The 22,692-nt window shown below is 42.0% G+C and carries 19 protein-coding genes and 1 pseudogene; 13 read left to right on the top strand and 7 right to left on the bottom strand.

Going from position 1 to position 22,692, the window contains the following annotated elements:
* Window position 1: 1 nt before the first annotated feature.
* The 4 genes from trpC to trpA are packed head-to-tail and all read left to right on the top strand — an operon-like array spanning window position 2 to window position 3,410.
* Window positions 2-796 carry an indole-3-glycerol phosphate synthase TrpC gene (gene trpC, locus B9Z54_RS25295; RefSeq protein WP_205207720.1) on the top strand — a complete coding sequence of 265 codons (795 nt, stop codon included), beginning with the start codon at window positions 2-4 and terminating at the stop codon, window positions 794-796.
* On the top strand, window positions 789-1,421 hold the full coding sequence (locus B9Z54_RS25290) for a phosphoribosylanthranilate isomerase (protein ID WP_187444266.1): 633 nt from the start codon (window positions 789-791) through the stop codon (window positions 1,419-1,421). Before trpC ends, B9Z54_RS25290 begins: the two co-directional genes overlap by 8 nt.
* On the top strand, window positions 1,418-2,620 hold the full coding sequence (gene trpB / locus B9Z54_RS15415) for a tryptophan synthase subunit beta (protein ID WP_113929225.1): 1,203 nt from the start codon (window positions 1,418-1,420) through the stop codon (window positions 2,618-2,620). Before B9Z54_RS25290 ends, trpB begins: the two co-directional genes overlap by 4 nt.
* The gene (trpA, locus tag B9Z54_RS15410) at window positions 2,613-3,410 is read left to right on the top strand and encodes a tryptophan synthase subunit alpha (RefSeq protein ID WP_113929224.1); all 798 of its coding nucleotides are present in this window, start codon (window positions 2,613-2,615) and stop codon (window positions 3,408-3,410) included. The genes trpB and trpA overlap by 8 nt, the downstream gene beginning before the upstream one ends.
* Before the next feature lie 164 nt (window positions 3,411-3,574).
* On the opposite strand, the gene bcbE is transcribed toward trpA, so the two are convergent.
* On the bottom strand, window positions 3,575-4,798 hold the full coding sequence (bcbE, locus tag B9Z54_RS15405; RefSeq protein ID WP_113929223.1) for a bacillibactin exporter BcbE: 1,224 nt from the start codon (window positions 4,796-4,798) through the stop codon (window positions 3,575-3,577).
* Window positions 4,799-5,364: 566 nt separating this feature from the next.
* The gene (locus B9Z54_RS15400) at window positions 5,365-5,874 is read right to left on the bottom strand and encodes an Hsp20/alpha crystallin family protein (protein ID WP_113929222.1); all 510 of its coding nucleotides are present in this window, start codon (window positions 5,872-5,874) and stop codon (window positions 5,365-5,367) included.
* A 691-nt stretch (window positions 5,875-6,565) separates the two neighbouring features.
* Here B9Z54_RS15400 and B9Z54_RS15395 point away from each other — a divergent pair.
* A complete protein-coding gene (locus B9Z54_RS15395; RefSeq protein WP_481747801.1) occupies window positions 6,566-9,328 on the top strand; it encodes a 2-oxoglutarate dehydrogenase E1 component in 2,763 nt (920 codons plus the stop codon).
* 19 nt (window positions 9,329-9,347) lie between these two features.
* On the top strand, window positions 9,348-10,595 hold the full coding sequence (gene odhB / locus B9Z54_RS15390) for a 2-oxoglutarate dehydrogenase complex dihydrolipoyllysine-residue succinyltransferase (protein WP_113929220.1): 1,248 nt from the start codon (window positions 9,348-9,350) through the stop codon (window positions 10,593-10,595).
* 399 nt (window positions 10,596-10,994) lie between these two features.
* Here the strand turns inward: odhB and sda are convergent, their stop codons facing one another.
* Entirely contained in the window at window positions 10,995-11,129 is a 135-nt protein-coding gene (sda, locus tag B9Z54_RS15385) for a sporulation histidine kinase inhibitor Sda (protein ID WP_113929219.1), read from the bottom strand.
* A 433-nt stretch (window positions 11,130-11,562) separates the two neighbouring features.
* Here sda and B9Z54_RS15380 point away from each other — a divergent pair, with 433 nt between their 5' ends.
* From B9Z54_RS15380 to B9Z54_RS15365, 4 genes are all read left to right on the top strand, one after another.
* A complete protein-coding gene (locus B9Z54_RS15380; RefSeq protein WP_113929218.1) occupies window positions 11,563-13,203 on the top strand; it encodes an AMP-binding protein in 1,641 nt (546 codons plus the stop codon).
* A 267-nt stretch (window positions 13,204-13,470) separates the two neighbouring features.
* Entirely contained in the window at window positions 13,471-14,343 is an 873-nt protein-coding gene (locus B9Z54_RS15375) for a gamma-glutamylcyclotransferase family protein (protein WP_113929217.1), read from the top strand.
* A 146-nt stretch (window positions 14,344-14,489) separates the two neighbouring features.
* Window positions 14,490-15,293, top strand: coding sequence for a GNAT family N-acetyltransferase (locus B9Z54_RS15370; protein WP_162785249.1), 804 nt, complete (start codon window positions 14,490-14,492; stop codon window positions 15,291-15,293).
* A 35-nt stretch (window positions 15,294-15,328) separates the two neighbouring features.
* Complete coding sequence (locus B9Z54_RS15365) at window positions 15,329-15,937, top strand: DedA family protein (RefSeq protein ID WP_113929215.1); 609 nt, start codon at window positions 15,329-15,331, stop codon at window positions 15,935-15,937.
* 2 nt (window positions 15,938-15,939) lie between these two features.
* Here the strand turns inward: B9Z54_RS15365 and B9Z54_RS15360 are convergent, their stop codons facing one another.
* Complete coding sequence (locus B9Z54_RS15360) at window positions 15,940-16,284, bottom strand: hypothetical protein (protein ID WP_113929214.1); 345 nt, start codon at window positions 16,282-16,284, stop codon at window positions 15,940-15,942.
* Between the two features lie 188 nt (window positions 16,285-16,472).
* Here B9Z54_RS15360 and B9Z54_RS15355 point away from each other — a divergent pair, with 188 nt between their 5' ends.
* The 3 genes from B9Z54_RS15355 (at window position 16,473) to B9Z54_RS15345 (ending at window position 19,812) form a co-directional block, all read left to right on the top strand.
* Window positions 16,473-16,676: a DUF6501 family protein gene (locus B9Z54_RS15355; RefSeq protein WP_113929213.1), complete on the top strand. Its 204-nt coding sequence runs from the start codon at window positions 16,473-16,475 to the stop codon at window positions 16,674-16,676.
* Between the two features lie 323 nt (window positions 16,677-16,999).
* Complete coding sequence (locus B9Z54_RS15350) at window positions 17,000-17,881, top strand: ATP-binding protein (RefSeq protein WP_113929212.1); 882 nt, start codon at window positions 17,000-17,002, stop codon at window positions 17,879-17,881.
* Between the two features lie 11 nt (window positions 17,882-17,892).
* Window positions 17,893-19,812, top strand: a complete 1,920-nt coding sequence (locus B9Z54_RS15345; RefSeq protein WP_113929211.1) for a vWA domain-containing protein — start codon at window positions 17,893-17,895, stop codon at window positions 19,810-19,812.
* A gap of 531 nt (window positions 19,813-20,343) precedes the next feature.
* On the opposite strand, the gene B9Z54_RS25795 is transcribed toward B9Z54_RS15345, so the two are convergent.
* From B9Z54_RS25795 to B9Z54_RS15335, 3 genes and pseudogenes are all read right to left on the bottom strand, one after another.
* Complete coding sequence (locus B9Z54_RS25795) at window positions 20,344-21,495, bottom strand: toxic anion resistance protein (RefSeq protein WP_148952832.1); 1,152 nt, start codon at window positions 21,493-21,495, stop codon at window positions 20,344-20,346.
* Window positions 21,496-21,537: 42 nt separating this feature from the next.
* Window positions 21,538-22,119 (bottom strand): annotated as a pseudogene (locus B9Z54_RS25790) (5-bromo-4-chloroindolyl phosphate hydrolysis family protein); the annotation flags it as partial.
* 269 nt (window positions 22,120-22,388) lie between these two features.
* Entirely contained in the window at window positions 22,389-22,667 is a 279-nt protein-coding gene (locus B9Z54_RS15335) for an acylphosphatase (RefSeq protein ID WP_113929209.1), read from the bottom strand.
* Between the last annotated feature and the right edge of the window lie 25 nt (window positions 22,668-22,692).

Raw genomic sequence — 22,692 nt, 5'->3', positions numbered from 1 at the left:
CATGACAGACATTTTAAATAAGATTATTGAAAGAAAAAAACAGGAATCAGCTCATTTGAAAGAATTCGGGTTTGAGAAAGAGAATTTGCATAGAAATGAAGGACAAAAGCTCTACACTAGACTGCATTCCTCCTCTGTAATGGGAGTCATAGCTGAAATAAAGCGGGCTTCTCCTTCAAAAGGAGATATCGTCACAGTTGTTGAGCCGGCTTTGCAGGCTAAAATCTATGAGACCAGCGGAGCGGCCGCTATCTCCGTTCTGACTGATGAGCAATTCTTCAAAGGCTCCATTGATGATTTGAAGAGAGTGAGAAGGGAAGTGAACTTGCCGCTGTTATGCAAGGATTTCTTTATAGATGAAATTCAAATAGACAGAGCTAAGGATGCAGGAGCCGATATCATTCTTCTGATCGTGGCTGCACTGCCCCAGGAAAGGCTGAAGGAGCTTTATGAGTATGCATTATCTCAAAACCTCGAGGTCCTGGTTGAAGTCCATGATGAAGAAGAAGCAGAAAGGGCGAAGGAGCTGGATGCGAAAATGATTGGCATCAATAACCGTGATCTCAAAACATTTGATGTCGATTTGGCTAATACAGAAAGACTGGCTCCTCTATTGAATGATAAAAACAGGGTCATCATCAGTGAAAGCGGGATCAAGGAAAGAAGTGATAGCGCCAGGGCGGTTAAAGCTGGTGCGGACGGAGTATTGGTTGGGGAAGCACTTATGAGGAGTAATGATGCGGGAAAAGCCATTGTGGCTTTTGCAGTATATAAGGAGGGAGCGCTGCTTGGTTAAAGTAAAGATATGCGGAATCATGACAGTTGAGCATGCTGAAGCAGCCGTTCATGCTGGAGCTGACGCAATAGGGTTCATTTTTGCAGAAAGCAGGAGGAGGATTTCTCCTGAAGATGCAAATAAAATAGGGAAGGTCATTCCCGCATCTGTTTTGAAAGTTGGAGTCTTTGTCGACGCAGACCAGGAAGAAATAAACGATACAGTGAAGACTGCCGCTCTTGACTATGTACAGCTGCATGGAACAGAGACACAAGAATTTATTGAAGCCCTGCAGGTTCCTGCATATAAAGCTGTATCCATAAAAAAGGAAACCGACTTAGCCGGAATTCAGGGCTATCCTGGAAACTTGATACTGCTGGACAGCGGTCACGGAGCAGGAAATGGGGGGAATGGCACGGCCTTTGATTGGAATTACCTAAACCACCGAAACATTCCTCAAAAAATTATCCTCGCAGGAGGATTGAATATAGAAAACGTCAGCCGGGCCATCAAAGAGGTTAACCCTTTTATGGTCGATGTATCAAGCGGTGTAGAAACCAATGGAACGAAGGATGTTAAGAAAATTACCGAGTTCATTAAAAAGGCCAAAGAGAGCAGCGGAAATATAAGGGAGGAAATAAAATGATGTATGCACAACCAGATCAAAAAGGGCTTTTCGGCCGTTTTGGGGGACAATTTGTACCAGAAACACTTATGGGAGCAGTACAAGAGCTGGACCGGTCATATGAGGAAGCCATCAAGGATGAAGGCTTCCTGAAAGAACTTCAGCACTACTTGAAAGAATATATAGGAAGGGAAACACCTCTTTACCTGGCAGCCAATCTCACTGAACGCGCAGGGGGAGCGAAAATCTATTTGAAAAGAGAGGACCTAAACCATACTGGAGCACATAAAATCAATAACACGATTGGCCAGGCGCTGCTTGCTGTCAGGATGGGCAAAAAGAAAATCGTGGCCGAAACAGGGGCCGGGCAGCACGGAGTTGCAACCGCGACGGTTTGCGCGCTGCTGAATCTGGAGTGTGTCATTTTCATGGGCGAGGAAGACATCCAGCGCCAAAAGCTTAACGTTTTCCGAATGGAGCTTCTTGGAGCAGAAGTCATCAGTGTCAGGCAGGGAAGTGCGACGCTGAAAGATGCGGTAAATGAAGCGATGCGCTATTGGGTTTCCCATGTACAGGATACTCACTATATTATCGGGTCTGTATTAGGTCCGCACCCTTTTCCAAAAATGGTCAGGGATTTTCAAAGTGTGATCGGAATCGAAACGAAGAATCAGTTCAGAGAGAAAGAAAACTCCCTGCCGGACGCTGTCGTTGCCTGCATAGGCGGAGGCAGCAACGCAATGGGTATGTTTTATCCGTTTATAAACGACAAAGAAGTGAAGTTGTATGGTGTTGAGGCAGCAGGTGCTGGAATTGATACAGATAAACATGCAGCCACCTTGACCAAAGGAACATCAGGCGTCCTTCATGGGGCGATGATGTATGTCCTTCAGGATGAACACGGGCAGATACAGGAGGCACATTCCATATCAGCCGGACTGGACTACCCTGGTGTAGGCCCTGAACACAGCCATTTGAAAGAAATCAACCGGGTGAACTATACAGCGGTTTCTGACCAGGAAGCCCTCGATGCATTTAAAATGCTCTCAATGGAAGAAGGAATCATCCCGGCTCTTGAGTCCTCTCATGCTGCAGCATATGGTGTCAAGCTGGCTGCCTCGATGAAGGAAGAAGAGAGTATTGTCATCTGTTTATCCGGCAGAGGAGATAAGGATGTGGAAACGGTCAAATCAATTATAGGAGGAAAACGGCATGGGTAAAAAATTTCTTGAAGAAGCTTTAGGGAAATTAAAAGCAGAAGGACAGGGAATATTTATTCCGTACATTATGGCAGGAGACGGGGGATTGGACCATCTCGTGGATCAGGTGACGTTTCTGGAAAAGGCAGGTGCCTCCGCCATAGAGATTGGGATTCCCTTTTCGGATCCGGCAGCTGATGGCCCGGTCATACAGGAAGCTGGAAAGAGAGCTCTTAAAGAAGGAACGACTCTTAAGGGGATATTCGAAGTACTGAAGAAGGCCAGGCACAAGGGGGAAATCGGCATACCAATCATTTTCATGACCTATTTCAACCCTGTTCTGCAATATGGATTACAGACATTTGCCCGAGATTGTACAGAAGCTGGTATTGATGGTTTGATCATTCCTGATTTGCCGATGGAGCATAACGATATTTTAAAACCCTTTATCCAAAAAGAAGGAATAGCATTGATACAGCTGGCTTCACTAACCAGCTCCAATGACAGGTTAAAAACAATAGCACAGGCGACAGAAGGTTTTCTATACGCAGTGACGATCAATGGGATCACAGGTGCTGTCAAAGAGTTTAACTCATCATTGAGCCATCATTTCGAGGAGTTGAAAAGGGTATGCCAGGTTCCGGTGCTTGCGGGTTTCGGAATCTCTACACCAGACCATGTCCGCGATTTCCTTGAAATCACTGATGGAGTGGTGGTTGGAAGCAGAATTATCCAGCTTCTTCAAGAAAACAAAATAATGGAAGTAAAAGAACTCATCGGGGCAGCTGATGGAAAAACCACAGTATCCTGAGTCAGTCTGACCCTATATATATTGATCTACCACATGGAAAAAAGGAGCCCGGCGTCAAATGCAGAATTTGCGCCGGGCTCCCTGTGTTTTTTATCAAAATGCCCTCACCTGAATGGAATACTTGCCTACCATTAACTTATAACTTAGTAAGAATTGCATCGGAATCATGTGACCTTCGGCTGAATCTTTCCCTCTTCCTGCGCTTCAGGTTTGATCAGCCACAAAGCAAAGAAAGCAGAAACCGCACTAATGCCAATGAGGATCATGAAAGTAACTCCCTTTGAAAGCAAAGCTACAATAGGAGGACCTGCCGCCACACCGATGAACCTCATGCTGCTGTAAATAGAGGTGATGGTGCCTCTGTGCTCTTTTTCGATTCCTTCTGTTATCAAAGCATCTAAACAAGGCAATGCAGCACCGATTCCAATGCTGGCTAATGAGAGAAATATCAACAGCATCCATTTTCCTTCAGTGAAAAATATCGGAACTTGTGCTCCTGCCCCTAATAACATTCCAGCTACAATGGCCCATTTCATCATTGTCCTGTTTTTGCCTATGAATTTCCCGGTCAGGAAAGAAGTAGCGCACAAGAATAACAGGGGCAAGGCGAGATAAAGCCCTTTTAATACTCCATCAATTTTGTATTTAGTTTCCAGTACATTTGATAAAAAGAAAAGAAAGCCAAAAAGGATGAACATCGAGACGATTCCGATGATAAATATAGCGGAAAGCCACTTTCCTTCCTTGCCAAGGATTTCTTTAATCTCTTTAGCAAACTCCTTGACTGTCTGAGTTTTTTCGTCTTTTTTCTCTTTCTTCGGTACTTTTACTAAGAAGAACATCAAAATGATCGCTATGAGTGAAAATACTGGGATAGAAAAGAACGGAATGAACCAGATCCAAGCTGCAAGCAGTGAGCCAAGCACAGGACTGAGTACCTTTCCAAAGGTGTTGGAAGTTTCTATCAATCCCAGTCCTTTTGTCACTTCTGTTTCATCCTCGAACATATCCCCCACAGTAGGAATGACAACCGGGAATGCACCCGCGGCCCCAATTCCCTGTATGAAGCGCCCGACTAGTACAATCCAATAACCATCTTTCATTTGCCAGGATGCCCATCCCGAGATGATTCCGCCAATTCCGGCAATGATAAGGCTGGGAATGATGATTTTCTTGCGTCCGAACCGGTCGGACAAATACCCTGCGATGGGAATTAAAAGAATAGCAACAAGGGAATACACGGTAATGATCATGCTTGATTGAAAACCGCTGATCCCCAGCTTCTTTTCCATGGTAGGAAGTACAGGTATCAGCATGGAGTTCCCAAGCGTCATTACAAGCGGGATAGAAGAAAGCGCAAATAAGTCCCATTTCTTTTTATGTTCCATAGTTGATCCTCCAAAAGACAAATTCATTCACTTCGTTTAGTGTCTTCAAAAAAGAGGATTTCATGCAGTCGGATAAAGTCATTTATTGGGTAGAGCGCTCAGTTGTCAGGAGAAAAAGAGATGGAGAGGAGTCAAGGTATTTGATTGAGATAAAAAGATCCTAACAATCCGCCAAGTTGATTCATGAGTAAATCTAATTCGCATTTATTAAAGCTATTATTAAGGAGATTCTCCATCGAATTTCCCTAAGAAGAAATTTTAAATGATTTATTATGTAACAGCATCAAAAGAAGAAGGGAATTTGACCGTTCCTCTTTTGCTTTCCTGAGAATCAAGGTTAAATTCCGCGTCTTAAAACCTTATCCGGGACTTGGAACAAATGGACGATATTTTAAAAAACCGAAATAAAACAAGCAGTGAGGACAGTCAGCATAATCCAGCAGAAATATATGCTCTTAGCCTAATGCTTCAGCAATATGATTTTCAGCACTATTTTATTCCCCTCCCAATTGACATTTAACCTTAAACCAATATCATCTTACATTATAAAGGAATTAGGCGGGAGGTCATTTTCTTTCAGCAACATCTATCTCTGTATATTGAAGATCGATGCTTTTCGGGATTTTTATCTCGAGGATGCCGTCTTTATATTGAGCTGAAGAACCCTTCTTTTTTACAAGAGAAGGAAGAGTGATCACCTGCCGCTCCCCTGAGGAAGGAATATTTTCTAAAATAGCCTGATTTGAGGTGTGAAACACTTTCATGTTTTTAACCAATTCTTCATCTTGTAACTTAATGTGGATATAAATGTGCTCAAGGGCTTCAAAGACATTAACCGGTATTTTTGGATTGTTTTCATGCCGCTCCTGGTCTTTTTCGGGACCATTTTGTTTACCGCCCATCATATTGTTCATATTATTCATGAAATCGCCGGGATTCTGTGTTCCTTGCCAGTCACTTGGAAACATCTGCTTCATGACCCCCTTTACATATTGATCCACATCCTCCGGGTTCATGTTCTTCATCATATCTTTCATATTTTTATTTAAAGGAAAGAATGAGTTCCAGGGAAACATGCTTATCACCTCTTCAATTTATAAATAAAGAATAGTCCTGTAGATGGAGAAACTCCGCAATATACTCATACATCATATGCAGGCGGCTGCCCTGCAGTTCATACCGTGCATTCCTCAATCATGTTTGACTTCATGACAAGAAGGGATAAGAAAAATATGTAGAGTTCAAATTACTAAGCGGGGAAAGGAGAGTTATTAAATAAGAGGAGAAAAATCGGGTGTGAATACCGGAATGCCGGCTAATTTAAAAAATATACGAAAAAGTGTTTAAAATCAAAAAAAATATTTGGTTTTTTAGGTAACAGTAGTAAGATGGTTTATGAAAAATGGTAATGTCGCAGGAGGCTACAACATCAAAAGCTGGCTAAATGCAAATTACTATTTCAGAATAATCTAAATTCTGTATTAAACACAAAATAGTGGATAACTTTTCCACGGAAACACGGTTTCGAAAAGTTGGCGAAATTTTAAAGATTTTGTTACAAATGCTTTATCTCTTTACTTCAGAGTGATAAAATATTGCTGTAAGCGGTTTATATTTCTTTTAAAATACTATACTTACATAGTATTCCAATAATTTAAATAAAAATTTGAATGGCGAAATGGTTGGAGGTTTTTCAAAGTGAAAAGACAATCAACAAACCAGGCTGGACCATGGGAAAGCTTTTATGGACCTAACCTCGGTTATATAATGGAAGTGTATGAAATATATCAGGAAAACCCTGATGAAATTGATCCCGAACTGAAAGAACTTTTTGATCAATGGGGTCCACCTGCAGCTGCAGATAGAGAAGCAGCACAATCTTCATCCGCAGCGTCCCTGACAGCAGGAAATCATGATTTTGGAAAAGTTGTAGCCGCAGTGAATCTTGCTGATAACATCCGTACATATGGACATCTTGCTGCGGATATCTACCCTTTAAACGACCGTGATAAGGATACAAGAAGAATTGATATGCAAGAATACAATCTGACTGAGGACGACCTTAGAGGAATCCCGGTTGAATTCATCTGTCCACAAGCACCCTCTGATGTGCGAAACGGACTTGATGCAATCAACCATCTAAAGAAGGTTTACACAAGCAAGCTGGCATATGAAATTGCTCATGTACATGAATTGGAAGAAAAAAGCTGGCTGAAAAACAAGATTGAGTCAGGGTCCATTCTGTCGAAATCAAGCAAGGAGCAAAAAATTGCCCTCTTGAAACGCCTTTCCGAAGTGGAAGGATTTGAGAAATACATCCACCGCACATTTGTCGGACAAAAACGTTTTTCCATTGAAGGCCTTGATAACATGGTTCCTTTACTGGATGAACTTGTTCGCTATTCTGTTGAAAATGGAGCAAGAACGATCAATATCGGGATGGCCCATCGCGGACGCCTGAATGTGCTTGCTCACGTAATCGGTAAGCCGTATGAAATGATATTTGCTGAATTCCAGCACGCACCAAGCAAGGACCTGATTCCTTCTGAGGGTTCAATCGGAATTACTTATGGATGGACGGGTGACGTAAAATATCATTTGGGTGCCGACCGTAAAATCGGTGTGAGTGATACAGCCAGAGCACGAGTAACTTTAGCCAATAACCCAAGTCACTTGGAGGTTGTCAGCCCGATTGTGGCTGGATATACACGAGCGGCACAAGAGGAAAGAGAACAGAAAGGCTATCCTGAACAAAATCCTGAAACGTCTTACGCGATCATGATTCATGGAGACGCAGCTTTCCCGGGAGAAGGAGTGGTGGCAGAGACGTTCAATATGAGCGGACTGCGCGGTTTCAATACTGGGGGATCTATTCATCTTATTGCCAATAACATGATTGGATTTACGACAGAAAGCTATGATTCGCGCTCAACCAAGTATGCATCTGATACAGCAAAAGGATTTGAGGTTCCGATTGTCCATGTGAATGCGGATGATCCCGAAGCGTGTCTTGCTGCTGCTGTACTGGCATACGAATACCGTAATAAATTCAGTAAGGACTTCGTGATAGATTTGATTGGATACAGACGTTTCGGACATAACGAAATGGATGAACCAATGGTGACGAACCCTGTGATGTATAACAGAATTACAAATCATCCAACTCCACGCAAGATTTATGAAGAAAGGCTGATCTCAGAAGGTATCGTTACCCAGGAAGAGGCAGCTAAGATGGAGAAGGATATTGAAGATACACTGAAAGCGGCATATGAAAAAGTGCCTACAAAAGATGAAAATCCTGATATTGTGATGAATCCGCCAGAAGACGTGACGAACGGCTTCCCGGATATCGACACCAGTGTTGACTTTGATCAGCTTCAGGGATTGAATGATGAGCTGCTGCAATGGCCTGAAGGTTTTACTCCATTCAAGAAACTTGAGAAAATCCTGCAAAGGCGCGGAGGCGTGTTCTCAGGAAAGGGTAAAATCGACTGGGCACATGCAGAAACGCTTGCGTTTGCAACTATCCTTAAAGAAGGTACTCCAATCAGACTGACAGGACAGGATTCAGAAAGAGGCACGTTTGCCCAGCGCCACCTGGTACTGCACGATCATGAAACTGGCAGGGAAATGATCCCTCTTCATCAGTTAAAAGATTCAAACGCATCCTTCTCCGTATTTAATAGTCCTTTAACGGAAACGGCTGTGGTTGGTTATGAATATGGTTACAATGTCTTTGCTCCTGAAACCCTTGTTTTGTGGGAAGCCCAATTTGGTGACTTTGCAAATACCGCTCAAGTGATGTTCGATCAATTCATCTCAGCGGGAAGAGCGAAATGGGGACAAAAATCAGGACTTGTCATGCTTCTGCCTCATGGATACGAAGGACAAGGGCCGGAACATTCCAGTGCAAGGCTTGAACGTTTCCTTCAAATGGCTGGGGAGTTTAACTGGACAGTTGCCAACTGCTCTACAGCAGGACAATACTTCCACATTCTTCGCAGGCAGGCAGCTATCCTTCAAAAAGAAGAAGTAAGGCCGCTTGTCATCATGACACCAAAAAGCCTGTTGAGAAATCAATTCGCAGCGGTTACTGCTGAAGAGCTTGCCAATGGACAGTTCCAGTCAGTCCTTGAGCAGCCTGGTCTTGGTGAAAACCCTGAAAAAGTGGAACGAATCGTCCTTTCCAGCGGGAAAATGGCTATTGATCTCGAAGAAAACCTGAAAGGGAAAGAAGATTTGGATTGGGTTCACATTCTTCGCGTCGAAGAGTTATACCCTTTCCCTAAATCGGATATTACAGAGATTATGAAAAGATATTCTAATCTGAAAGAATTGCTTTGGGTACAGGAAGAGCCGAAGAATATGGGAGGATGGACATTTGCGGAACCTCGCTTGCGTGATATTGCCCCTGAGGGTGTAACCGTTGATTACGTTGGCCGACGCAGACGTTCCAGCCCGGCAGAAGGCGAACCGATCGTCCATAAAAAAGAGCAATCCAGAATCATCAGCGAAGCGTTGACAAGATAAATAGGAGGAGGAAGACAAAGTGGCAGAAATCAAAGTACCAGAATTAGCAGAATCCATCACAGAGGGTACAATCGCTCAATGGCTTAAACAACCGGGCGAATATGTAGAAAAAGGGGAATACATTGTTGAACTTGAAACAGATAAGGTCAACGTGGAGGTAATATCGGAAGAGGCGGGAACCATTCAGGAGTTAAAAGCTGAAGAGGGAGATACCGTAGAAGTAGGACAAGTCATTGCGATTGTTGGTGAAGGCGGACAGCAGCCTGCATCTTCCGGGAATGCAGCTGAGGAAAAAGAGGAAGCTCCTGAAGAAGAACTGCAGCAGGGAGACACTGCTTCCAAAAAGGATGAGGAAGACAGCAAAAAAGAGCGCGTCATCGCATCTCCAGCCGCTCGTAAGCTGGCTCGTGAAAAAGGAATTGATCTATCACAGGTTTCCACAGATCCGCTTGGAAGAGTACGTAAACAAGATATTGAAGCACACGAGAGCAAGTCTCAGTCTGCTCCTTCTAAACAGGCAGCATCTGAAAGCAAACCAGCAGCTGCGCCTAAGAAAGATGATGGTAAACCAGTTGTGCGTGAAAAAATGTCACGCCGCCGCCAGACGATTGCCAAACGTCTTGTAGAGGTTCAGCAGAACGCAGCAATGCTTACAACTTTCAATGAAATTGACATGTCAGCTGTGATGGAACTGCGTAAACGCAAAAAAGATAAATTCTTTGAGTCTCATGATGTGCGTTTAGGATTTATGTCATTCTTCACAAAAGCAGTCGTAGCTGCATTGAAGAAGTATCCTTACGTAAACGCAGAAATCGATGGTAACGAAGTTGTCCTTAAACAGTATTATGATGTAGGCGTCGCGGTTTCAACTGATGATGGCCTTGTGGTACCAATAGTAAGGGACTGTGACCGTAAAAACTTCGCGGAAATCGAAGGAGAAATCATGGAGCTTGCCACAAAAGCCCGAAAAAACAAACTGGCGTTGAGTGATCTGCAAGGCGGTTCATTCACCATCACAAACGGCGGTGTGTTTGGTTCATTGCTTTCCACGCCGATACTAAACGGACCTCAAGTAGGTATCCTTGGAATGCATACAATCCAGCTGCGTCCGGTTGCAATCGATAAGGACACAATGGAAAATCGTCCAATGATGTATATTGCCCTTTCTTACGATCACCGTATCATTGATGGTAAAGAAGCGGTCGGGTTCCTTTCCACAATTAAAAACCTTCTTGAAAATCCTGAAGACTTATTGCTTGAAGGATAATCGAGATGAAAAAACCCCAGCAGAAGCAATTCTGCTGGGGTTTTTTAATTGGCTCAATTTTTTTAAGGCTCTTTTCATAAGCATTGTTGTTATGAATTATGAATTTCTTAAGATAACTCTATAATTGACCTAAAAAATCCTGATAAGTAAGATGGAAAGAGCTGCTCACTCAGATTAGACTAAGTATCCGGGAGGGAAATTATTTTCCGAAAGCAACAACATATGTGAAAACGCCTTTTTTAAAGGGCATTTCAAGAGTTGTGATTTTCCCAGGAAAATTCAGGGACCATCTATAAGAATAATCGGCATAAAAAATGAGAAAGCCATTGCGCAGGCTCTCTCAAAAATTTTTCACTCAGGGGGTACTTCAAATTAAGTTAATAAGTATTGTAATGGTAATTAAATCTTCCTGCTTGGCCTTATCCCTCGACTATGAATCTCCTTCTTCAACATTTGAATCCAGTCACGATCAGTTCCGGTCTTCTCTGCGTTCCGATAAGCTGCAACCAACTGTTCATTACTCATAATCTTCATGGAAAACCTCCTAGGAGAATTAAAATATAGAATTTTCTATATTTTCATTTATTTTACCTTTTATCTGTTCAGAAGAAAAGGGGTATTCTAAAATTATACACAGAAGATTTTACCAGCCAGCTTTTATAGTTAGATAGGTATATTAGCATTTTGGTCAAACGACTTGCTAATATAGAGGTGTTTCCTCAGCAGATATAAACTAAATAGCCTGCATTGCGGGACAACTTTGTGAGGGCAGAATCTTTTCGTGCATATGTTTCTACAGCTAAGACTGCGAGTTTTAAATATCATCACATTATAACCTTTCCGGTATTTTAAATATTCAAAAATTTGTGATAATATTAAGGCGGGTGATGTGGAGTTGCATCAGGTAAAGCAGATAACTTTCCAATCCACTAAGGAATAATCTTTTCGTCTGAATGGGGGATATACTTTGTCAAATTTATTGAATGTAACCATTGGAAGATTACTGGAAGAGAAGGCTGAATTGCAAGGGGGAAGAGATGCCGTCATTTACAGTGACCGCAATCTTAGGATGACTTACAAAGAGTTCGATCAATATTGCAGAAGAGTGGCAAGAGGCTTAATGGGATTGGGACTTCAGAAAGGGGAGCATATGGCGGTTTGGTCGACAAATACTCCCGAGTGGCTCGCCAGTCAGTTTGCTACAGGGAAAATGGGGGCTGTTTTGGTTACGGTCAATACAAATTACCGTACTGCGGAACTGGAATACTTGCTGAAACAGTCTGATGCAACCACGATTCTTTTAATGGATCAATACCGTGATGCTTCATATATCGAGATGATCTATGAAATTTGTCCCGAGCTGAAACACTCCCAGCCGGGGGATTTGGACAGTAAACGCCTGCCCAACCTGAAAAATGTCATAGTCCTCAGTGAAAAGCGCTACAGTGGTACATACAATTGGCAAGATATATTAAATATGGCTGATTCGGTTGAAGAGTCTGAGCTGGACGAGCGCATGGAAAGCCTGCAGCCTGATGAAGTAATAAATATGCAATATACTTCAGGAACGACCGGCTTTCCTAAAGGTGTTATGCTGACTCACAGCAATATAGTCAATAATGCTTACAATATTGCACAGTGTATGAAATTGACCGAGCAGGACCGTTTGTGCATCCCGGTTCCTTTTTTTCACTGTTTTGGCTGCGTGCTCGGAACCATGGCATGTGTTTCGGTAGGTGCGGCGATGGTTCCCGTTCAGGAATTCAATCCTGAAACGGTGCTAGAAACAGTCCAGAATGAGAAATGTACAGGGCTGCATGGGGTACCGACAATGTTCATCGCGGAATTGAATCATCCCCAATTCGACCAATACGATCTTTCATCTCTCAGGACAGGAATAATGGCAGGAAGCAACTGTCCGATTGAGGTCATGAAGGGTGTTATCGAAAGGATGGGGGCTCATGAAATCACCATAGCATATGGTCAGACAGAAGCCTCTCCTGTAATTACCCAGACCAGGACCGATGATCCAATTGAACTTCGCGTTGAAACAGTAGGGCGGGCACTTCCAAATGTAGAGGTGAAGATTGTAAAGCCGGGCACAGATGAAGAGGTAGCATTCGGAACACAGGGTGAACTTTGTACACGAGGCTACCATGTGATGAAGGGCTACTATAAAAATGAGGAGGCTACTGCTGCTGCCATTGACTCAAATGGATGGCTCCATACAGGGGACCTGGCAGTCATGGATGAGAAAGGGTACTGCAGAATCACTGGTAGGCTGAAGGATATGATCATCAGGGGCGGGGAAAACATTTACCCGCGGGAAATCGAGGAGTTCTTATATACTCACACAAAGATCCAGGATGTCCAAGTAGTTGGAATACCGGATGAAGTATATGGAGAAGAGGTCATGGCCTGGGTCATCCTTAAAGAAGGCCGGACAGCAACAGCAGATGAGCTGCGTGAATATTGCAAAGGCAGGATTTCAAGGCATAAAGTTCCTCGCTATATCGAATTTACAGACGAATATCCTATGACAGCTTCAGGTAAAATCCAAAAATTCAGGCTGAAAGAAGAAGCAGAGAAGAAGGCGCTGCATCAATAAATAAGGCTCTTTTCGTTAACTTTGTTGCTATAGAGGAGTCCAGGGAATATTCGAAAACAACTATATATGAGAAAACAGCCACAACTGAAACGAAGCCGGCACTTATTACAAGCTGCTGGCTTCTTTCTTTCTTTCTGTCAACATTTTGGATGCATACGCGGTTGAAAAAAGGAGTTTATTCATATAGTGTTGAAAGACAAATGGAAGAGGGAATAAGTTTGCTGGTAACCGCTACTTTATAATTCACCAGGGAGGACACATAGAAATATGAAAATTTTTGTCTACGGATCCTTAAGGAAAAATCAAAAATACCATCACTATTTAAATAATTCCAGACTGGTCTCTGAGCAGGCATGGATTAAAGGTGAGCTATACGATACCGGTGAAGGCTATCCAGCTCTTAAAGAAGGAAATGCCAGGGTGTTTGGAGAAATATATGAAATCAACCAAAATGTACTGAAAGCAATTGATGATTTGGAAGACTACCAAGAAAACAGGGATGACAACCTTTATTTAAGACACACAGCGGATGTCCAAGCAGATAAAGGTGTGGTTGAAGTCATCTATTATACCGGGTTTCAATCCTCTCTTTTCAAAGAACATATAGCGTCAGGGGACTGGACATTACATACCTTTATGGAAAAAAGACCGGAATCTCTTCTTTACTTTGCCTATGGATCTTGCATGGATCTCGAAAGGTTCAAGCTTGCGGGGGTTGATCACCATTTCCAGGAACCACTGGGTAAAGGGACTTTGAAGGGTTACTCAATGAAATATACCTTCATAGTGGAAGATGGAGGACGGGGAGATATCATAGAAGATGGCGGCTCGACAGAAGGCATAGTATACAGGCTTCCTTTCCAGGCCGTTGACTATCTTTATGAAAGAGAGGGTGTGGTACCAGGCAGATATCGTGCCGCACTTGTGAACGTGGAAGTCAATGATGTGGTGATTCCAAATGTGCTGACTTTCATTGTGAATCATAGGGGGAAAGAAACCCGGCCGCCTGCTCATTATGCCAGAGAGATCTTGAGGGGCTCCAGACCTTTTGTCAGCCAGGAGTATCATCAAAAATTAAAGAAACAGCTTCTATTATTGGGTATGTCCGAACAGGAAGTTGTAGGGCTTTTATCCGAATAAATTGTGAATAGCCGGATATATTATTGCCCGCTTGCAGAACAGCCCTTTTAAAATCGGTATGAGGTTTCAGGCTGAACTGACGCGGCCTTCATTAATTATATCAGAATCAAAAGGATCGAAAAGTAATTATGATAAAGGTGAAAATAATGAAAAACGAGGAAATTATAAATGCTATCGGTGCCCACCATTGGGATTATGAAAAAGAATGGATACCCTCTTATACAGAAACAATCGATCAACCCGGGTTGAAAGCGGTAAAAAACCCAAGAATGAAGAATGTGTTCAGCAATAAAGTGATAGAGTTAACCTCATCGGATTCTGACACCCTAATGGAAAAATGGGGGAAGGTGAAGAGCTTTTTTGGTGAGAATCATTTCAGTCTTTGGCTGGAAAGGTCTGAGAGCCGCCGAGTTGCTCCTATTTTAGAGCAGGATGGATTTGAAATCACAGACAGATATGACGGGCTTGCTTTCATGTTGAAAGAGTTGAATGATATGCCTGCAGAAAATTCCCAAAACAGCAGTATCCAATTGACAAATGTAAAAACTGACGAGGAGATTCATGATTTAGTAGAAGTGTCTTCAATCGTTTGGAATTATCATAAAGACCAATATGCCAATCTTTTTGAACAAAGGAAAAATTATATTGCTTCTCCCTACAGGAATGGGGGTTATATCCTGGCGCGCAAGGATTCCGAACCGGCAGGATACAGTAATTACAGGTTCAGCAGCGATGGCAGGACGATGTTTATGAACGGGAGCGGGGTGCTTTCCGAATACAGACATCAGGGGATTTATACTGAAATGGTCAACTTCCGATTGAAGCATGCCAAAAATAAAGGGGCTGTGCTTGCAACTTGCCAAGCCAGACAAGGCCATTCATCTCCTGTTTTAAAAAAGCTGGGATTTAATCTATACGCCGAATATGATTATTGGGTGTATAATAGATAAACAACCTGATAGCTTTTTAAGACAGGAGGAAGAGCATGGCTCTATTGATAGAACTCGTAGATGATTTAGGCTATTTTGCCATGTTTATTTTCAGCTGGTTGATTTTCATCGGGCTGCCGCTCCCCAATGAAGCAGCCGCTGCCTTTTCCGGCGTGCTGACGGAATGGAGGGGGTATTCGCCTTCACTAGCTTTTACATCAACCTACATGGGGATCATAAGTTCAGGAACTTTTGGTTATGGAGTCGGGAGATTGGCAAAGGTTCGTGTTCTGAGTAAAATGGAAACCTCCAAATCGCAAAGGCTGTTCCGTAAAGCTCAATCATGGTTAAAAAAGTACGGGCCAATCGGGATTTCCTTTAGTTATTTTATCCCTGGGGTCCGCTTGGTGATGCCTTATATAGCTGGTGCTTCAGGAATATCCTTTCGCACCTTCATGATGGCGGCTTATCCTGCTGCATTTATTTGGTGCATGATTTATTTTCAAATAGGAAGGCTTTTTCCCTCTACGTTCACGCTGATCATTGAAAACCTATCCATCGCAATAGCTGCCGCGGCTGGTGCTGTGATGTTCATTATGATTGGGTATCTTTATTACCGGAAGAGGAGACGGTCATCACGGTCCATCGTAAAAGGAGGGGAATAGAATTAACCGCTGGGCATGCTGTGGTCAATCTCTTCCACAAGGGGATAATATCCTCCCAAAAAACCGATAGCCTTGATGATTGTCCGCTTTCCTTCTTTGCCTTCGAATGTTCTTGACACAGTATTAAACAGGAGGTATCCGTCTTTAGTTCTTGAACCTGTTATAATGAGAGTCCGGAATTCATCTGATTCCCCATCCTTCATTGTACAAGAAGCGGCACCGCAGGAAAGACCGTATTCATTCTTAAGCCATCTATTAAAATCCTGTTCAGTCGGACGGTGTGCAGCAGAATAAATCAAAGACACACAAATCAAGGTGGCCAGCAGCCGGTTTAATAGTTTTTTCATTGCTTACAACCTCTCAAATAATGTATATTCTTACTATAACATCTAATAAGATAACGAGACAGCCCGTTGTCCTTATCCAAAGGAAGGCTTGAGATAGTAAAAATACTGTCCAATGTACAGAGAGGCTATTGAACTGCCTGACTTTGGAGAATATACTAAAGAGAAAGACAGTGAAAGGAGAATCTATAATGATTCATCGAGATTGGACAAACCGTCCTTCCATCAAAACCGTAAAATGTATACATACAAACGCTGCAAAGTACAAAGTTGAAAATGTGTTAACACCCGGTAAAACCTACGAGGTTAAAAACGAATCAGAAGATTATGTTTTTGTCATTGATGACAGCGGTAAGATGGGCGGCTTCTATAAAGATTACTTTGAAGAAGCGTAACTAGGAAGGAATTATAAAAAGGAGTGAATTGCATAAGCGATTCACTCCTTTTTTTGGGTATGATAGGGTAAAACAACAAGTAGGGTTGTATTTTCTGTGGTGAGATATAAGCACATTGCTTGGTTTGTGCCCAGGCAGGATGGTTGGCGGAAAACGGTGCTATGATAATCCATTCTTATGGTTGATTTTAAAGGAATCACCTGTTTTCTTCACTCCTTGCAACCGCTCCGAAACTCATAAAACTACAATCGTTGCAGTGTAAACGTTTTTACATGTAGAATGGTCTCTAGTGCAGAATTACGTTATAGGAAGGAAGTATTATTATGTCTATACATCATCAATTGCCTGAAGCTATTTCAGGAATTTTAATTAATAGAAAAGGCAAATTTGCCAATAGTGAAGATGTGACACTGATTGGGGAAGGGGGATATACAGCAGAAGACTCGGCTGTCTTGGAAGATGCAGTGATCGCCATAGCCATGGGAAAGAATGTGCTGCTGAAAGGGCCGACTGGATCTGGAAAAACAAAGCTTGCGGAAACTCTTTCATCTCTATTTGCTCAGCCGATGCACAGTATCAATTGTTCCGTTGATATGGATGCTGAAGCCTTGCTTGGTTACAAGACGATTGCCGAAAGGGACGGCAGGAATACAATTGAATTCATTGAAGGCCCTGTAATCGAAGCGATGAAAAAAGGTCACCTTCTTTATATAGATGAAATCAATATGGCGAAGCCTGAAACACTCCCGATTCTCAATGGGGTGCTTGACTATCGAAGGATGATTACGAATCCGTTTACTGGAGAAGTCATCAAAGCTGCCGAAACATTCGGGGTTGTAGCTGCGATTAATGAAGGGTACGTTGGAACCGTTCCTTTGAATGAAGCATTGAAAAACAGGTTCGTGGTCATTGATGTTCCTTATATAAGCGGTAAAACATTAAAGACCGTCCTTATGGCACAAAGTAAACTCCAGGACGAAAAGCTGGTAGAGAAGTTCATCTCCTTGTCCTCAGATTTGCTGGTACAGGTTCGGAATGGACAGATTTCTGAAGAAGCTGCTTCCATAAGGGCGCTGATTGATGCCTGCGATCTTGCTGTTTATCTTCCTTCACTGAGAGCAATTCAGAGGGGTATCATTGACAAGCTGGAGGATGATAGAGAAAAAGCCGCCATCCTAAATATCGCAGAAACTTTATTTGAGTAAGGGTTGATTGCATGCAGAGATTTATTCAGTTCAACGATGAAACAATCGATTCATTTCTATTTATGGAACTTTCTGACCTGGTCAAGACCCTGTCCAAAAACAGCGAGATGGAGCTCGAGTATGGACCTCATTCCTACTTGGATATCAACAATGAAAAAGTCTTTGTAACACACTTTTGGGATCACAGAAGCAAGCTGGAAGAACTTCATGGATTAAAAAGTGATATTTTTCTAAGGACAATCGGCAATTTAAAACATACAAATGTTGCAGAAACTGCTAAGTACATCCAAAAGGTGAAGTCGACACGTCTTCCAAGCCTTGGCAAACAATTATTTGTTCTGGGTGAAGACATTCGCTTGGAGGAGATTTGCAAGAGGGAGAGGCCAGGTACAAAAAAGGCTTTTGCAACGAGAAGAAGCCTGTACCGACAGCATTTTCAATCACAATTAAAAGTAAATCTAGTGAAAAGTGTGTTTACAGACTCTTTGTTTAACAGTATTTATCTTATTCTCAATGCAAAGTCACCTTTGGAACAAGCTTCATCCATCAATGAGCGGATTGACCTTGCCATGCCTTATATTAGCAGTACTCTATCCAAGTTGTATGAAACAACTTCGACTGGAGATGTCAGTAGAATTTGTCTTGAATTAATGGAAGTATTCGAGGAGATTCTTGAAAAAGATATGCTGAATGAGTATTTTCATCTTCCTGAAAAAGTGTACTCCCCAGATGAGCAAGGAGTGACCATAGAAGATTTAAAAAGAAAAGATCCTCTTCAAAATGATAATACTCTTGAGGAAAAAAGTACTGGAGAAGAAGAAGTGTTTGAGGAAGAAATGAGGACCTGGCACAGGGAAACAAGTGATAAAGGGGATTCTTTCCTCCAATTTGACCTTGATCAAGGTTCGAAATCGGATTTAATGGGCAATGGAGTCAGAGAAGGAGATGAAGGTGATCAAGCGCTTGGTATGGTCCAAGGCTCATCGCAAGAGACCGCTAATAAGGATTTTTCTCAAATGGAAGCAGCCCGGCAGGACCGCGATGAGGAAAAAGGTGGCGGGGAGACAGAATACGGAAAAGAAAACCGATTCGCCTATCCGGTTTTCTTGAAACCCGATGTCCCGAACTATGAAGAAATGAAATCCTATGATAATAATAAAGGATTGATTTCTCCGTACAAGAAGAAGCTTCAGAAAATGATTGAAAAAACGTTGGAACATAAGAAAATCCAGCCAAGAAGTGACCTGCATTTCGGACGGTTGAATAAGAAGCTGCTGAGATTTTTGACAGATGACAACCCGAGACTCTTTCATAAGAAACAAAATCCATCAACAGAAATTGACGCCGTCTTCTCCCTTTTGGTAGATTGTTCAGCCTCGATGTATGACAAAATGGAGCAAACAAAGCTCGGTATCACCTTATTTCATGAATCCTTAAAATCAGTAAGGGTTCCACATGAAGTAGTGGGATTCTGGGAAGATACGAACCATGCAACAGAGACAAAACAGCCGAACTATATGAAAGCCGTTCTTGATTTCAGGAGCAGTCTAAAGCCGGGAACCGGCGCCGAAATCATGAGCCTGCAGCCAGAAGAGGATAACCGTGATGGTTTTGCAATCAGGTTGATGACAGAAAGACTGCAGCAGCGAAGTGAAAAACAGAAGTTCCTCCTGGTATTTTCAGATGGTGAACCAGCTGCCTTCAGCTATGAACAGAATGGGATCGTGGATACACATGAAGCGGTTTTGCAAGCCAGAAAACAGGGTATTGAAGTGATCAATGTCTTCCTTTCAAATGAAGACATAACGGAAGCTCAGCGGAAAATGATTGAAAATATCTATGGGAAATTCAGCATTCTAGTATCAGATGTGGAAGAGCTCCCCGATGTCCTCTTTCCTCTGCTGAGACGCCTGTTGATTAAAAGTATTTAAGGAAAGCCTGCCTCGTATTGTGGCAGGCATTTTTATTATAGTTTTGCTGAAAGCTGTAACGGATAATATATAGAAATAAGCCAATAGTTCATGAGAAAACAAGTGAACAAGTGAACAACTCTCAATTTCAATTACATACATTTTGATACTATTCTAAAGGGAGGAGGCTTAATGGAAGAATTGCACTTGCATCACACCTTTGAACTAGGGCTGATATTGGTGATGGCAGCTGACGGTATAACTGCTATCGACAAAAAGTTTAATTAACAACTCTCCTTCATATTAATAGTGGGAATAAAAAGTGTATAGGAAATTGCGTCACCAATCGTGAAGAACAAGAATCTCAGTCATTTGCTATTTAAAATACATTTTATAGCATCATTTGACTAGATTTTCCAGTAAGAATACCGTTAAGTCACCAAAAAAGGAGTGTCAAATTCAAAGCTATTTGACACTCCTTTTAATGTGAAATTGTTAGTTTTGTACTCGAAAACAAAACCCGTTACTGTGGTTCAGCCTTTTTTTATTGTCTCATTTAAGATGCAGGAGCTTGTTCTTCAGATCATTTTCCATGGAAATCAATTCTTTTTCCGCTTGTTGTCTCTTCGAACGTCCTTCTTGCTGGATCCTCAATGTTTCTTCAATTGTGGAAATTAGATTTTCCTGGGTTTTCTTCAATGTTTCCATATCTATGATAGCCCGCTCATTCTCTTTTGCTGCTTCTATGCTGTTTGTTTTAAGCATTTGAGAGTTTTTCAATAATAACTCGTTGGTGGTATCTGAAACTTGTTTCTGTGCTTGAACAGCTTTCTTCTGATGGAACAGTGTTAGTGCGATAGCAATCTGATTTTTCCATAGAGGGATACTTGTCAAAATTGAAGATTGTATCTTTTCTGCAAGTGCGCCATTTGTATTTTGGATCAAACGGATCTGAGGCGCTGTCTGAATGGTCATCTGTCTGCTGATTTTTAAATCATGAATCCTTTTTTCCAGGCGGTCAAGAAATTGCATGGCGTCATTGACTTCTTGATATCCCATATCATCTTGTGAAGATTCAGCTTTCCGCCTTAAAGCAGGAATGGTAACAGTCGTTAACTCCTCATGCTTCAGTTCTGCTGCAGCAATATAAATATTCAGGGATTGAAAATAAGTTTTGTTTTTATCGTACAATTCATCCAGGAACCGGTTATCATCAATAAGAACATTTTTGGAATGCTCAAGCTTCACAGAGATTCGATCAACTTGACTTCCGATTTTTTGATATTTAGACAGGACCTCTTGGATGGAACTGGACAACTTCCCAAACATTCTTTTAACGAATCCTTTTTTCTCGTCAGAAAGTTCCTCGGGATTCATCTCTTTCAGCCTTTTCATTAAATCGTTCAGAACATCACCTATAGGACCTACATCTTTCTTTTGAACATGGTCAAGCATGGAGTGGGAGAAGTTAGACATTTGTGTCTGTGCGGCAGTCCCGTACTCCAGAATTGCCTGGCTGTTACCGATGTCGATTTGCTTAGCGATATCCTGCGCTTTCTGCCTGTGTTCAGGTGTAAGGCGGTCGGCAAGCATGACAGGCGCATTGATGACTCCAGTTTCTTCAGATTTATTCCCGGCAAAAGGATCTGCCAAAAGACTTTCTAAATCATCATTTTTATAGTCAGTTGAATGATTTGAGTTCATGAGATTGCTCCTTTTATTTTTGTTTTTCCGTGCTACATCCAGTTCGAAATCCAAGGTTTGGATGTCATTGGAAAGGACACTCATCAGGTCTTCTTGAAGCGAATCCTCCAGAGAGTGGAGTGTGCGCTTGGCATCTTTTATTGATTGAAATACTTGATCATTTTTAATTGGCTGTGTGGCAAGGTAAGTATATTTTTCCGAAAGCTCCACCACAGAGTCCAAATGATAGAAGAAAAATTGTTCGCTTTGGTAAAACTTCTTGGGCTCTTTGCGGACAATGGCATATATCCTTCGGGCGAGTCTGTTCAGCTCAAGAATCTGTTTGAAGGCACCCAGGGATCGGACTTGGAACTGAGCCTTCTGCAGACGTTTGATTTTTGATTTGGCTTCTTTCAGATTTTTATCGATATAACGGTAATCCTGTAAGGAAATTCCGTTTTTCTTAAGAAATCTCTTTGTGTATACCCATTTCCCGAGTGTGGAGGCTAGAAAGGCAGCGGCAATTCCGCCAACCATCCCTGCTGGAAACGACTGTTCAAATCCGAAAATCATTACAAGAAAAGCAATGAAAAACCCATTAATTCCTAAAAAAAGTTTTAAGAACGTTAGAGGCAGCGATTTCATATGATCTACTCCTTAAATCGTACTTTATTAAACGCTTCAATACTATTTATTACGAATGAATACTATAAAAGTTTCAAAAATCCTGCAAATATCTAAGAATAAGTTACAGGATAATTTTCTCTTGAGTTGTGTAGGAAAAAGAAAAACTGACCTGCTGCAGGGTCAGCTTTAAATTTTTGGAAAGAGGAACGGAATCGCCTATGTTATGATAGCTGCCATGGATACTCCTGCAGCCATGACCAACTGCTCAAGAAGTGCGTTCTTTCAACCTAAAGGGTTTTAAATCTCTTTTCCGCTTGATCATCTGTATGCAGTTCATTTATATGGCAAACGTCCACTCTTGAAGAAGGGCTAGCTCCGTTTTTGACAAACGTGACAAATTCCTCAATAGGGGATTCTTGTCCTTGAGCTTTGATTTCTACAGCGCCATTATCCAGATTCTTGGCCCACCCTGTAATATCCAGTTCATCTGCCTTGGTTTTTGTAAAGTGTCGGAACCCTACTCCCTGAACATGTCCTTCAACAATAATGTGTACTTTTCTCTTCATGTCAATCCTCCTGTAAAAGCGTCAT

This window comes from Bacillus sp. P14.5 (genome assembly GCF_003316765.1).
Classification (GTDB): Bacteria; Bacillota; Bacilli; order Bacillales; family Bacillaceae_B; genus Rossellomorea.
Note: the sequence above shows the minus strand (reverse complement) of the source record. Positions and strands in the feature narration are given on the sequence as shown.